14 protein-coding genes are annotated in these 13043 nt (G+C 71.6%); all 14 read left to right on the forward strand.

Translation table 11 applies throughout. The features are described from left to right. The first annotated feature begins 26 nt into the window (after positions 1-26). The 14 genes from pgsA (at position 27) to ACFZCY_RS21750 (ending at position 12959) form a co-directional block, all read left to right on the forward strand. Positions 27-752 carry a phosphatidylinositol phosphate synthase gene (gene pgsA / locus ACFZCY_RS21685; RefSeq protein ID WP_391175428.1) on the forward strand — a complete coding sequence of 242 codons (726 nt, stop codon included), beginning with the start codon at positions 27-29 and terminating at the stop codon, positions 750-752. Next, the gene (locus tag ACFZCY_RS21690; protein ID WP_391175432.1) at positions 749-1657 is read left to right on the forward strand and encodes a phosphatidylinositol mannoside acyltransferase; all 909 of its coding nucleotides are present in this window, start codon (positions 749-751) and stop codon (positions 1655-1657) included. The genes pgsA and ACFZCY_RS21690 overlap by 4 nt, the downstream gene beginning before the upstream one ends. Further along, on the forward strand, positions 1654-2814 hold the full coding sequence (locus ACFZCY_RS21695; protein WP_391175436.1) for a glycosyltransferase: 1161 nt from the start codon (positions 1654-1656) through the stop codon (positions 2812-2814). The genes ACFZCY_RS21690 and ACFZCY_RS21695 overlap by 4 nt, the downstream gene beginning before the upstream one ends. Positions 2815-2853: 39 nt before the next feature. Further along, positions 2854-3396 (forward strand): hypothetical protein, encoded by a 543-nt coding sequence (locus ACFZCY_RS21700; protein WP_391175439.1) that lies wholly within the window; start codon positions 2854-2856, stop codon positions 3394-3396. Positions 3397-3592: 196 nt separating this feature from the next. Beyond that, positions 3593-4525: a pyridoxal 5'-phosphate synthase lyase subunit PdxS gene (pdxS, locus tag ACFZCY_RS21705; protein WP_009713658.1), complete on the forward strand. Its 933-nt coding sequence runs from the start codon at positions 3593-3595 to the stop codon at positions 4523-4525. Positions 4526-4630: 105 nt separating this feature from the next. Next, a complete protein-coding gene (gene pdxT, locus ACFZCY_RS21710) occupies positions 4631-5233 on the forward strand; it encodes a pyridoxal 5'-phosphate synthase glutaminase subunit PdxT (protein ID WP_391175442.1) in 603 nt (200 codons plus the stop codon). Positions 5234-5349: 116 nt separating this feature from the next. Next, a complete protein-coding gene (locus ACFZCY_RS21715) occupies positions 5350-6102 on the forward strand; it encodes a YebC/PmpR family DNA-binding transcriptional regulator (RefSeq protein ID WP_361488393.1) in 753 nt (250 codons plus the stop codon). A 164-nt stretch (positions 6103-6266) separates the two neighbouring features. Next, positions 6267-6845: a crossover junction endodeoxyribonuclease RuvC gene (gene ruvC, locus ACFZCY_RS21720; RefSeq protein ID WP_391175447.1), complete on the forward strand. Its 579-nt coding sequence runs from the start codon at positions 6267-6269 to the stop codon at positions 6843-6845. Then, positions 6842-7462 (forward strand): Holliday junction branch migration protein RuvA, encoded by a 621-nt coding sequence (ruvA, locus tag ACFZCY_RS21725; RefSeq protein ID WP_391175450.1) that lies wholly within the window; start codon positions 6842-6844, stop codon positions 7460-7462. Before ruvC ends, ruvA begins: the two co-directional genes overlap by 4 nt. Positions 7463-7530: 68 nt before the next feature. Continuing rightward, entirely contained in the window at positions 7531-8634 is a 1104-nt protein-coding gene (ruvB, locus tag ACFZCY_RS21730; RefSeq protein ID WP_391175453.1) for a Holliday junction branch migration DNA helicase RuvB, read from the forward strand. Positions 8635-8839: 205 nt separating this feature from the next. Beyond that, a complete protein-coding gene (gene yajC, locus ACFZCY_RS21735) occupies positions 8840-9364 on the forward strand; it encodes a preprotein translocase subunit YajC (protein WP_391175456.1) in 525 nt (174 codons plus the stop codon). 148 nt (positions 9365-9512) lie between these two features. Further along, positions 9513-11261, forward strand: a complete 1749-nt coding sequence (gene secD / locus ACFZCY_RS21740; RefSeq protein WP_391175459.1) for a protein translocase subunit SecD — start codon at positions 9513-9515, stop codon at positions 11259-11261. Position 11262: 1 nt separating this feature from the next. Then, on the forward strand, positions 11263-12390 hold the full coding sequence (secF, locus tag ACFZCY_RS21745) for a protein translocase subunit SecF (protein ID WP_391175462.1): 1128 nt from the start codon (positions 11263-11265) through the stop codon (positions 12388-12390). Further along, the gene (locus ACFZCY_RS21750; protein ID WP_391175465.1) at positions 12387-12959 is read left to right on the forward strand and encodes an adenine phosphoribosyltransferase; all 573 of its coding nucleotides are present in this window, start codon (positions 12387-12389) and stop codon (positions 12957-12959) included. Before secF ends, ACFZCY_RS21750 begins: the two co-directional genes overlap by 4 nt. The last annotated feature ends 84 nt before the right edge of the window (positions 12960-13043 follow it).

Below are 13043 nucleotides of genomic sequence, written 5' to 3' on the forward strand. Positions count from 1 at the left end.
CGGCGGCCTGGTAGCGCCTGGCTACGATGGGCCCGCCGGTGGCCTCTTGGCCATCCGGCCCGCATCGACCCACCGGGAAGGCCATGCTGAACAAGTACGCGCGTGCTTTCTTCACGCGTGTTCTCACACCATTCGCCGCCCTGCTCATCCGTCTCGGCGTCAGCCCGGACGCGGTGACCCTCACCGGAACCGGTGGTGTGATCGCGGGAGCGCTGGTCTTCTACCCCCGGGGGGAGTTCTTCTGGGGCACCGTCGTCATCACGCTCTTCGTCTTCTCGGACCTGGTCGACGGCAATATGGCGCGGCAGCTGGGCCGCTCCAGCCGCTGGGGCGCGTTCCTCGACTCGACGCTGGACCGGGTCGCCGACGGGGCGATTTTCGGCGGTCTGGCGTTGTGGTACGCGGGCGGGGGCGACGACAATGTGTTGTGTGCGGTGACGATCTTCTGTCTCGCCAGCGGCCAGGTGGTCTCGTACACCAAGGCGCGCGGCGAGAGCATCGGGCTGCCGGTGAACGTCAACGGGCTGGTGGAGCGTGCCGAGCGGCTGGTGATCTCGCTGGTCGCCTGCGGGCTCTCGGGCCTGCACATGTTCGGTGTGCCGCACATCCAGGTCCTGCTGCCGATCGCGCTGTGGATCGTCGCCGTCGGCAGTGCCGTGACGCTCGTACAGCGCGTGGTCACCGTGCGACGGGAGGCCGCCGAGGCGGACGCCGCGGAGCGCGCGGTGCCCCAGGGGGGCGAGACACGGTGAAGGACAGCCTGACCGACGCGCTGTACGGGCTCGGCTGGAGCACGGTCAAGAAGCTCCCGGAGCCGGTCGCCGTGGCGCTCGGGCAGCGCATCGCCGATCAGGCGTGGAAGCGGCGCGGCAAGGGCGTGCTGCGCCTGGAGGCCAATCTCGCGCGCGTCGTCCCGGAAGCCTCACCGCGGCGGCTGGCCGAGCTGTCCCGGGCGGGCATGCGCTCGTACATGCGCTACTGGATGGAGTCCTTCCGGCTTCCGACGTGGAGCGCGGAGCGCATCCGGAGCGGCGTCGAGATCAAGGACGCGCACTATCTGGTCGACGGGCTGGCCAGTGGCCGCGGCGTGGTCCTCGCCCTGCCCCACATGGGCAACTACGACCTCGCCGGGGCCTGGGTCACCACCAGGCTGGGGGTGCCGTTCACCACGGTCGCGGAGCGGCTGAAGCCGGAGTCGCTGTACGACCGGTTCGTCGCCTACCGCGAGGGTCTTGGCATGGAGGTGCTGCCGCACCAGGGCGGAGCCGCGTTCGGCACGCTGGCGCGGCGGCTGCGGGCGGGCGGTCTGGTCTGTCTGGTGGCCGACCGGGACCTGTCCGCCTCCGGGGTGGAGGTGTCGTTCTTCGGCGAGTCCGCGAAGATGCCCGCGGGCCCGGCCCGGCTCGCGGCGCAGACCGGCGCGCTGCTGCTGCCGGTCACCCTCTGGTACGACGCGTCCCCGGTCATGCAGGGCCGCGTCCATCCGCCCGTCGAGGTGCCGGAGGGCGGCACCCGCGCGGAGCAGACCGCCGTCATGGCCCAGCAGGTCGCCGACGCCTTCGCCTCGGGGATCGCCGAACACCCGGAGGACTGGCACATGCTGCAGCGGCTGTGGCTCGCCGATCTGGACCACGGTCCCGGAAGGGAGACGCCGTGAGGATCGGGATCGTCTGTCCCTACTCCTGGGACGTCCCGGGCGGTGTGCAGTTCCACATCCGCGACCTGGCGGAGCACCTCATCCGGCGCGGCCACCAGGTCTCCGTCCTCGCCCCCGCGGACGACGAGACGCCGCTGCCGCCCTACGTCGTCTCCGCGGGGCGCGCGGTCCCGGTGCCGTACAACGGCTCCGTCGCGCGCCTGAACTTCGGCTTCCTGTCGGCCGCCCGGGTGCGGCGCTGGCTGCACGACGGCGCCTTCGAGGTCATCCACATCCATGAGCCGACCTCGCCCTCCCTCGGGCTGCTGGCCTGCTGGGCGGCGCAGGGGCCGATCGTCGCCACCTTCCACACCTCCAATCCCCGCTCGCGGGCCATGATCGCCGCGTATCCGATCCTGCAGCCGGCCCTGGAGAAGATCAGCGCGCGGATCGCGGTGAGCGAGTACGCGCGGCGGACCCTGGTCGAGCATCTGGGCGGCGACGCCGTCGTCATCCCCAACGGCGTCGACGTGGGCTTCTTCGCCGACGCCGAGCCGAAGCAGGAGTGGCAGGGCGACACGATCGGGTTCATCGGCCGCATCGACGAGCCCCGCAAGGGGCTTCCGGTGCTGATGCGCGCCCTGCCGAAGATCCTCGCCGAGCGCCCCGGGACCCGGCTGCTGGTCGCCGGGCGCGGCGACGAGAAGGAGGCGGTGGCCGGGCTCCCGGAGCATCTGCGGGACCGGGTCGAGTTCCTGGGGATGGTCAGCGACGAGGACAAGGCGCGGTTCCTGCGCAGCGTGGACGCGTACATCGCGCCCAACACGGGCGGCGAGAGCTTCGGCATCATCCTGGTCGAGGCCATGTCCGCGGGCGCCCCGGTCCTCGCCAGCGACCTGGACGCCTTCGCCCAGGTCCTGGCCGGGGGAGCGGCCGGTGAGCTGTTCGCGAACGAGGACGCGGACGCGCTGGCGGCCGCCGCGCTACGGCTGCTCGGCGACCCGGACCGGCTCGCCGAGCTGCGCGAGCGGGGCAGCCGCCATGTGCGGCGCTTCGACTGGTCGACCGTGGGCGCGGACATCCTGGCGGTCTACGAGACGGTGACGGACGGTACGTCCTCCGTCGACGCCGACGACCGCGTGGGCCTCCTCGGCCGCCTGGGCCTGACCCGTGACTAGGTCGGGCCCAGGGGGCCGTAAGCGGTAGCGTGGCGCGGCGTGAGCACACTGATCTGGGTCGCGATCGCGCTGGTGGCCGTCGCCGTCTATCTGAGCTGGACCGCGGGGCGTCTGGACCGGCTGCACAGCCGTCTGGACGCGGCGCGGGCGGCGCTGGACGCGCAGTTGCTGCGCCGCGCCTCGGTCACCCAGGAGCTGGGTACCGCCGGAGTGCTCGACCCCGCCTCGTCGATGGTGCTCTATCAGGCCGCGCACGCCGCCCGGCAGGCCGAGGAGGAGCACCGTGAGGTCGCCGAGAGCGAGCTGAGCCAGGCGCTGCGGGCCGTTTTCGAGGAGCCCGCGCAGGTCGAGGCGGTGCGGGAGGCGCCGGGTGGTGAGGCGGCGCTGGGAGAGCTGGCGGAGGCGGTGCGCCGGGTGCCGATGGCGCGGCGGTTCCACAACGACGCGGTGCGGGCGGCGCGGGCGCTGCGCCGTCACCGTAAGGTGCGCTGGTTCCGGCTGGCGGGCCATGCCCCGTTTCCGCTGGCGTTCGAGATGGACGACGAGCCTCCGGCGGCCCTGGTGGCGCGCGCGGACCACTGAGGGCGTGGACATGTCCTGAGGGCGTCGGAGCCACCGGCCTTCGATTGGCCCTTGCCGAGGGCCGTCCGGACCGGGTTTCGTTCATGCCTGTACCACACACGTCCATGACCCGGGCCGGATGGCCGGGTCATGAACAGGTATCGAACGGCCCTACGATGGGTTCATCGCACTTTTCACTATCGAGTGAGGTCAAACCGTGTCCACCACGTCCGCCAGCACGTCCCCGTCCGCAGAGAATCCGGCGGCTCCCGCGACCGGCACCGCCCGCGTCAAGCGCGGCATGGCCGAGCAGCTCAAGGGCGGCGTGATCATGGACGTCGTCACGCCGGAGGAAGCCAAGATCGCCGAGGACGCCGGTGCCGTCGCGGTCATGGCGCTGGAGCGGGTTCCGGCCGACATCCGCAAGGACGGCGGCGTGGCCCGGATGTCCGACCCGGACATGATCGACGGCATCATCAGCGCGGTCTCCATCCCGGTCATGGCCAAGTCCCGGATCGGCCACTTCGTCGAGGCGCAGGTGCTGCAGTCCCTGGGCGTCGACTACATCGACGAGTCCGAGGTGCTGACCCCGGCCGACGAGGTCAACCACAGCGACAAGTGGTCCTTCACCACCCCGTTCGTGTGCGGTGCCACCAACCTGGGCGAGGCGCTGCGCCGGATCGCCGAGGGCGCGGCGATGATCCGTTCCAAGGGCGAGGCCGGCACCGGCAACGTCGTCGAGGCGGTCCGTCACCTGCGCCAGATCAAGGGCGAGATCGCCCGGCTGCGCGGCCTGGACAACCACGAGCTGTACGCCGCGGCCAAGGAGCTGCGCGCCCCGTACGAGCTGGTCGCGGAGATCGCGCAGACCGGCAAGCTGCCGGTCGTGCTGTTCTCCGCCGGTGGTGTCGCCACCCCGGCCGACGCCGCGCTGATGCGTCAGCTCGGCGCCGAGGGCGTCTTCGTGGGCTCGGGCATCTTCAAGTCCGGTGACCCGGCGAAGCGCGCCGCGGCGATCGTGAAGGCGACCACCTTCTACGACGACCCGAAGGTCATCGCGGACGCGTCCCGCGACCTGGGCGAGGCCATGGTCGGCATCAACTGCGACACCCTCCCCGAGGCCGAGCGGTACGCCAACCGCGGCTGGTAATCACGGGCCGGCAGGCCCCGCATCACGCGTCCGGTGGACGGTCCGCGCCGCCCGCGGGCCGTCCACCGGACGCGTTCACCCTGACATCCGAGAGGTCCCCGCACCGTGTCCGAGACGACGTCCGAGACTCCCCTCATCGGCGTGCTCGCCCTCCAGGGCGACGTCCGCGAGCATCTGGCCGCGCTCACCGCGGCCGGCGCGCAGGCCCGGCCGGTGCGCCGGCCCGAGGAGCTGGCCGAGGTCGCCGGGCTGGTGATCCCCGGCGGCGAGTCCACCACCATGTCCAAGCTCGCGGTCGTCTTCGGGCTGCTGGAGCCGCTGCGCGAGCGCATCCGGGCGGGCCTGCCGGTGTACGGAACCTGCGCCGGTATGATCATGGTCGCGGACAAGATCCTCGACGGCCGGGAGGACCAGGAGACCCTGGGCGGCATCGACATGATCGTGCGCCGTAACGCCTTCGGCCGCCAGAACGAGTCCTTCGAGGCCGCGGTCGACATCGAGGGCATCGAGGGCGGCCCGGTGGAGGGCGTCTTCATCCGTGCGCCGTGGGTCGAGTCGGTGGGCGCCGGTGCCGAGGTGCTGGCGACGTACGAGGGCCATACGGTCGCCGTCCGGCAGGGCAACGTCCTCGCGACGTCGTTCCACCCGGAGCTGACCGGTGACCACCGGGTGCACGCCCTGTTCGTGGAGATGGCTCAGCGCGCGTAGCGCTCCGTTGAGGGTGGCGGTGGGCGACGGGAGGGCGGGGGCCGCGCGCTGAGCGGCGATCCCGGTAGGATCTCAGGCGTTCGTACAGCATTGGGTAACGCGAAGGAGACAGGCGGATGTCCGGCCACTCTAAATGGGCTACGACGAAGCACAAGAAGGCCGTGATCGATGCCAAGCGCGGCAAGCTCTTCGCGAAGCTGATCAAGAACATCGAGGTCGCGGCCCGGATGGGCGGGGCCGACGTGGACGGCAACCCGACGCTCTACGACGCCATCCAGAAGGCCAAGAAGCAGTCGGTGCCGAACAAGAACATCGACAGCGCGGTCAAGCGCGGCGCCGGTCTTGAGGCGGGCGGCGCCCAGTACGAGACGATCATGTACGAGGGCTACGGCCCCAACGGTGTCGCGGTGCTCATCGAGTGCCTCACCGACAACCGCAACCGCGCCGCCTCCGACGTCCGCGTGGCCATGACCCGCAACGGCGGCTCGATGGCCGACCCGGGCTCGGTGTCGTACCTGTTCAACCGCAAGGGCGTCGTGATCGTCCCCAAGGGCGAGCTGTCCGAGGACGACGTGCTGGCCGCGGTCCTCGACGCGGGCGCCGAGGAGGTCAACGACCTCGGCGAGTCCTTCGAGGTCCTCAGCGAGGCCACCGATCTGGTCGCGGTCCGCACCGCGCTCCAGAAGGAGGGCATCGACTACGACTCGGCCGACACCAACTTCGTGCCCACCATGCAGGTGGAGCTTGAGGAGGACGGCGCGCGCAAGATCTTCAAGCTGATCGACGCGCTGGAGGACAGCGACGACGTGCAGAACGTCTTCGCCAACTTCGACGTCTCCGACGAGGTCATGGCCAAGGTCGACGCCTGACGGCAGATCGCCTGAGGGCACATCAGCACACGCGTGGCGGGCGGGTCGGCGGGGACACACCCCACCGGCCCGTCGGCGTTGTCGGCCGGTGCTGTCGGTGGTAGCCGCTAGCCTGCAGGAACAGATGACCGAAGCGTGATCAGGGCGACGAGGGGAGGGGCGCGGTGCGGGTGCTGGGCGTGGACCCGGGGCTTACCCGGTGTGGCATCGGCGTGGTCGACGGGGTCGCGGGCCGCCCGCTGCGGATGCTGGGCGTCGGCGTCATACGGACCCCGGCGGACGCCGGGATCGGCGACCGCCTCGTCATCGTCGAGCGCGGCATCGAGGAGTGGCTGGACGCGCACCGGCCCGAATGCGTCGCGGTGGAGCGGGTGTTCAGCCAGCACAATGTGCGGACCGTCATGGGCACCGCCCAGGCCAGCGCGGTCGCCATGCTCTGCGCCGCGCGCCGCGGGCTGCCGGTCGCGCTGCACACCCCCAGCGAGGTCAAGGCGGCCGTCACCGGCTCCGGGCGCGCCGAGAAGGCGCAGGTCGGCGCGATGGTCACCCGGCTGCTGCGGCTGGACGCCCCGCCCAAACCGGCCGACGCCGCCGACGCCCTGGCGCTCGCCATCTGCCACATCTGGCGCGCCCCCGCGACCAACCGGCTGCAGCAGGCCGTCGCCGCCCATAGCACCCCGCACGCCCCACGCACTCCGCGAGCCCTGCGTTCCCCTCGTTCCACGGAAGGCCGTATTACATGATCGCGTTCGTCTCCGGTCCGGTCGCGGCCCTCGCCCCGGACACCGCCGTCATCGAGATCGGCGGCGTCGGGATGGCGGTCCACTGCACCCCGGGCACCCTGTCCGGGCTGCGGGTCGGCGAGCCCGCCCGGCTCGCCACCTCGCTCGTGGTCCGCGAGGACTCCCTGACGCTCTACGGCTTCGCGGACGACGACGAGCGCCAGGTCTTCGAGCTGCTCCAGACCGCCAGCGGGGTCGGCCCCCGGCTCGCCCAGGCCATGCTGGCGGTGCACGCCCCGGACACCCTGCGGCTCGCCGTCTCCACCGGCGACGAGAAGGCGCTCACCGCCGTCCCCGGCATCGGCAAGAAGGGGGCGCAGAAGCTGCTGCTGGAGCTGAAGGACCGGCTCGGCGAGCCGGTCGGCAGGACCGTGCCCGCCGCCCGCCCGCCCGCGGCCGCGGGCTGGAGCGATCAGCTGCACACCGCCCTGGTCGGCCTCGGCTACGCCACCCGGGAGGCCGACGAGGCGGTCGCCGCCGTCACCCCGCAGGCCGAGGCGGCCCTGGCCGAGGGCGGTGCGCCGCAGGTGGCGCAGCTGCTGCGGGCCGCCCTGCAGACCCTGAACCGCACCCGCTGACCGGCCGCCGGCGCGCGAATGCCGCGACCGGCCGGACCGCTCGACACGATCTCGCGAGGCGAAACGCAGTGAACTGGGACGAGACCGCACCGGCCGACGCCGACGACGCCCTGTCCGGCGACCTGCCCGGCGGCGCGGGCAGCCGGCTGGTGGGCGCCGACGCCGACGGGGACGACCAGGCGGTCGAGGCCGCCCTCCGCCCCAAGGACCTGGGGGAGTTCGTCGGCCAGGAGCGGGTCCGGGAGCAGCTGGACCTGGTCCTCAAGGCGGCCCGGCAGCGCGGCGGCACCGCCGACCACGTGCTGCTCTCCGGCGCGCCCGGGCTCGGCAAGACCACCCTCTCGATGATCATCGCGGCCGAGATGGGCGCCCCCATCCGCATCACCTCCGGCCCGGCCATCCAGCACGCGGGCGATCTCGCCGCGATCCTCTCCTCGCTCACCGAGGGCGAGGTGCTGTTCCTGGACGAGATCCACCGCATGTCCCGGCCCGCCGAGGAGATGCTGTACATGGCGATGGAGGACTTCCGGGTCGACGTCATCGTCGGCAAGGGGCCCGGGGCCACCGCCATCCCGCTGGAGCTGCCGCCGTTCACCCTGGTCGGCGCGACCACCCGGGCCGGACTGCTGCCGCCCCCGCTGCGCGACCGCTTCGGCTTCACCGGCCACATGGAGTTCTACGCCCCCGCCGAGCTGGAGCGCGTGATCGACCGCTCCGCCCGGCTCCTGGAGGTGACCATAGAGGCCGAGGGCGCGGCCGAGATCGCCGGGCGCTCCCGCGGCACGCCCCGTATCGCCAACCGGCTGCTGCGCCGGGTGCGCGACTACGCCCAGGTCAAGGCGGACGGACTCATCACCAGGGAGATCGCCGCGAGCGCCCTGGCGGTCTACGACGTGGACGGCCGGGGTCTTGACCGCCTGGACCGGGCGGTGCTCAGCGCCCTGCTCAAGCTGTTCGGCGGCGGCCCGGTGGGCCTGTCGACCCTGGCGGTCGCGGTGGGGGAGGAGCGTGAGACGGTGGAAGAGGTCGCCGAGCCGTTCCTGGTGCGCGAGGGCCTGCTGGCCCGTACGCCCCGGGGCCGGATCGGGACCCCCGCGGCCTGGGAGCATCTGGGCCTCACCCCGCCGCAGCGCGGTGCCGGGGGCGGCCAGAGCGGCCTGTTCGAGGCGTGAAGGCGCGTACTGTCCGGCATCATGGCGTGAAGAGCGAATAATGGTGGGGTCAGGAACCCCGGTGCCACGCCGGGCGTTGTTCCATAGGCGCGGGCTCGCTTAGACTCCGCCGATGCCGTCCGTATGCCGTCCGTTCTTCCGTATGGCATACCCACCCCCGTAGACCAGGCCGCGCCCCAGCGGTCGTGTGAAGGATCTCCGTCCCGTGAATATCGTGACTCTCCTGCCGTTCATCGTGCTCATCGGGGCCATGTTCCTGATGACTCGGTCGGCCAAGAACAAGCAGCGCCAGGCCGCACAGATGCGGGACACCATGCAGCCGGGCACCGGCGTGCGGACCATCGGCGGCATGTACGCGACGGTCAAGGAGGTCCACGACGACACGGTCCTCCTCGAGGTGGCCCCCGCCGTTCACGCGATCTACGCGAAGAACGCGATCGGAGCCGTCCTCTCCGACGCCGAGTACAACCACATCGTCCACGGCATCGACCCCGATGAGGACGGTGCCGACGGCGTCGACAGCGCCGACACCCCTGTCGTCCCCGACGACGCCTCCTCGCTGACCACCCCCGCGGGCGGCGCCGACGACTCCTCCGCCGAGAAGGCGCCGGCCTCCGAGCCGGAGGCCGGGAAGGCCGACGCCAAGAAGATCGACCTCGGCAAGGGCGACGCCGACGCGGCCGACGCGCCCGAGGGCGAAAAGCGGGACGGCGGCGCCGACGCGAAGTAGTCCTGCACTGTGAACCACGGCGTGCCCCCGCTCGGCGCGCCGTGGTTCATGGACGGTCTAGGCTCCGGCGGGGGCACACCCCCACAAGACTTCGTGGCCGCCCCGCGCACACCCGCTGCGGGGCGGTTGGACAGGGAGATACGACAAGGTGGCAGCACCGAAGAAGGGCCGCAGGTCCCCCGGGTCACAGGGCAGGCCCGGGCGCGCGCTGGCCGTGATCGTGATCGCCATGGTGGCGCTCATCGGGGGGATGTTCATCTCCGGTCACACCACACCGCGGCTGGGAATCGATCTCGCGGGCGGCACCAGCTTCACGCTGGAGGCCAAGAACCAGCCGGGCAAGCCCAACGCGATCAACACGGCCAACATGAACACCGCCGTCGGCATCATCGAGCGGCGGGTCAACGGCCTGGGTGTGTCCGAGGCCGAGGTCCAGACGCAGGGCCCCAAGCACATCATCGTGAACATCCCCAAGGGGACGAACGCGAAGCAGGCCCGGCAGCAGGTGGGCACCACCGCCCAGCTGTACTTCCGGCCGGTGATGACCACCACCTCCGGTGGTAAGACCAAGGCGCCCAGCAGCACCCCCAGCCCCTCCTCCAGCGCCTCCCAGGGCAAGCCGGACAAGGGCGACCAGGGCAGCAGCGGCAAGCCCAGCCCCACCGCCACCACCCAGGGCCGTGCCGTCCCCGAGGCGCTGAAGGCCGACAAGACGCCGACGCCCACCCCGTCCAAGACCCCCAAGGGCGGCGAGACGGGCAAGCCCTCGGACACCTCCGGCCAGGAGAAGCTGGCCAAGGACTTCGCGGCGCTGGACTGCACCACCCGGGCGGGGCGTGCCGCGGTCGCCGAGAAGGCGGCCAACACCAAGCCGAGCGATCCCGTCCTGGCGTGCAGCCAGAAGGGTGACTCCAAGTTCGTCCTCGGCCCCTCCGAGGTCGAGGGCACCGACGTCGACGATGCCTCGTCCGTCTTCGAGAGCCAGAACGCCTCGGGCTGGATCGTGCAGCTCGACTTCAACAACAAGGGCGCCAAGAAGTTCGCCAAGGTGACCGGCGAGCTGACCAAGCAGCAGTCCCCGCAGAACCGCTTCGCGATCGTCCTGGACGGCGAGGTCGTCTCCGACCCCGAGGTCACCCAGGGCGCCATCACCGGCGGCCGGGCCACCATCTCCGGCGGCTTCACCCAGCAGAGCTCCGCGGACCTGGCCAACGTGCTGTCCTTCGGTGCGCTGCCGCTGTCCTTCGACATCGCGGACGAGACCACCGTCTCCGCGGCCCTCGGCGGCGAGCAGCTGCAGGCCGGTCTGATCGCCGGCGCCATCGGTCTCGCGCTCGTGGTGATCTACCTGGTCGTCTACTACCGCGGTCTGTCCCTGGTGGCCATGGCGTCCCTCGCGGCCTCCGCCATACTGACGTACACGATCATGGTGCTGCTGGGCCCGGGTATCGGCTTCGCACTGAACCTTCCGGCGGTCTGCGGTGCGATCGTGGCGATCGGTATCACCGCCGACTCGTTCATCGTCTACTTCGAGCGGATCCGTGACGAGATCCGTGAGGGCCGCTCGCTGCGCCCGGCCGTCGAGCGCGGCTGGCCGAGGGCCCGGCGCACCATCCTGGTCTCCGACTTCGTGTCGTTCCTCGCCGCCGCCGTGCTCTTCATCGTCACCGTCGGCAAGGTGCAGGGCTTTGCCTTCACCCTGGGGCTGACCACCCTGCTCGACGTCGTCGTGGTGTTCCTGTTCACCAAGCCGCTGATGACGATCCTCGCCCGCCGCCCGTTCTTCGGGAACGGCCACCCGTGGTCCGGTCTGGACCCCAAGCGCCTCGGGGCCAAACCGCCGCTGCGCCGCCGTCGTCCCGCCACCCCCGGCCCCGCCGACACGAAGGAGGCGTGAGATGTCGCGACTCGGCAGTCTCGGCGCCAGGCTCTACCGAGGCGAGGTCGGCTACGACTTCGTCGCCAAGCGGAAGATCTGGTACGCCATCTCGATCCTGATCACCATCACGGCCATCGCGGGCCTGGCGGTGCGCGGCCTCAACATGGGCATCGAGTTCTCCGGCGGCGCGGTCTTCACCACTCCCAACACCACGGTCTCGGCCTCCCAGGCCCAGGAGGTGGCGGAGAAGGCGTCCGGCGGCCACACCGCGGTCGTCCAGGAGCTGGGCCGCGGTGGCCTGCGGATCCAGATCAGCGAGCTGGGCACCAAGGAGGCCGTCCCGGTCCAGGAGAAGCTCGCCCAGAAACTGGACGTCAAGGCCAACAAGATCGACACCCAGCTGGTCGGCCCGAGCTGGGGCGAGCAGATCGCCTCCAAGGCCTGGCAAGGCCTGGCGATCTTCATGGTCCTGGTGGTGATCTACCTCGCCATCGCCTTCGAATGGCGGATGGCGCTGGCCGCCCTGGTCGCCCTGGTCCACGACCTCACCATCACCGTCGGTGTCTACGCGCTGGTCGGCTTCGAGGTCACCCCGGGCACCGTGATCGGTCTGCTGACGATCCTCGGTTACTCCCTCTACGACACCGTCGTGGTCTTCGACGGTCTCAAGGAAGGCGCCAGGGACATCACCAAGCAGACCCGCTTCACCTACCCGGAGATCGCCAACCGCAGCCTCAACTCGACCCTGGTGCGGTCCATCAACACCACGGTCGTGGCGCTGCTGCCGGTCGGGGCGCTGCTGTTCATCGGCGGCGGTCTGCTCGGCGCGGGCATGCTCAACGACATCTCGCTGGCCCTGTTCGTCGGCCTCGCCGCCGGTGCGTACTCCTCGATCTTCATCGCCACCCCGCTGGTCGCCGACCTCAAGAGCCGCGACCCGCAGATGAAGGCGCTGGCCAAGCGGGTGCGCGCCAAGCGCGCCGCGGCCGCCAAGGCCGAGGCCGAGCGCGAGCCGAAGGACGGCGAGTCGGCCGAGGGCGACGAACCGGACCTGGAGGACGCGGCCCCGGCCGGAGTCGTCGGCCAGCGCAGCCAGCCCGCGTCCCGCAACCGGGGCCGCGGCCGACCGTCGGGGAAGCGCCGATGAGCGGGACGAGCGTGTCCGGGGAGCCGGGCACCGAAGAGCTGCGCGGGCTGCTGCTCAGCCGCATCCAGGACGTGCCGGACTACCCGCAGCCGGGCGTGATGTTCAAGGACATCACCCCGCTGCTCGCCGACGCCGCGGCCTTCTCCGCGCTGACCGACGCGCTCGCCGAGCTGTGCGTGCGGCACCGGGCGGACAAGGTCGTCGGCCTTGAGGCGCGCGGCTTCATCCTCGCCGCCCCGGCCGCCGTGCGCGCCGGGATCGGCTTCGTACCGGTCCGCAAGGCGGGCAAGCTCCCCGGGGCGACCCTGGGGCAGGCGTACGAGCTGGAGTACGGCACCGCGGAGATCGAGATACACGCCGACGCGCTGGAGCCCGGCGACCGGGTCCTGGTCATCGACGACGTGCTCGCCACCGGCGGCACCGCCGAGGCGTCGCTCCAGCTCATCCGGCGGGCCGGCGCCCAGGTCGCCGGGGTCGCCGTGCTCATGGAGCTGGGCTTCCTGGAGGGCCGCAGACGTCTGGTGAGCGCGCTGGACAGCGCCCCGCTGGAGGCCCTGATCACGGTCTGACCGGAATCCGCCGACACCACCGCCGGAGGGCGGGGACCTGCGCAAGGAACAGGTCCCCGCCCTCCGTCGTTGCCCGGCTCTCGC

Origin of the sequence: Streptomyces sp. NPDC007983 (genome assembly GCF_042958345.1) — a bacterium.
Taxonomy (GTDB): domain Bacteria; phylum Actinomycetota; class Actinomycetes; order Streptomycetales; family Streptomycetaceae; genus Streptomyces.

What these genes read in the sequence shown, in the direction of transcription:
- pgsA (WP_391175428.1), top strand. Translation starts at nt 27, where the DNA reads ATGGGCCCGCCGGTGGCCTCTTGGCCATCCGGCCCGCATCGACCCACC.
- ACFZCY_RS21715 (WP_361488393.1), top strand. Translation starts at nt 5,350, where the DNA reads ATGTCCGGCCACTCTAAATGGGCTACGACGAAGCACAAGAAGGCCGTG.
- ruvA (WP_391175450.1), top strand. Translation starts at nt 6,842, where the DNA reads ATGATCGCGTTCGTCTCCGGTCCGGTCGCGGCCCTCGCCCCGGACACC.
- secF (WP_391175462.1), top strand. Translation starts at nt 11,263, where the DNA reads ATGTCGCGACTCGGCAGTCTCGGCGCCAGGCTCTACCGAGGCGAGGTC.
- ACFZCY_RS21750 (WP_391175465.1), top strand. Translation starts at nt 12,387, where the DNA reads ATGAGCGGGACGAGCGTGTCCGGGGAGCCGGGCACCGAAGAGCTGCGC.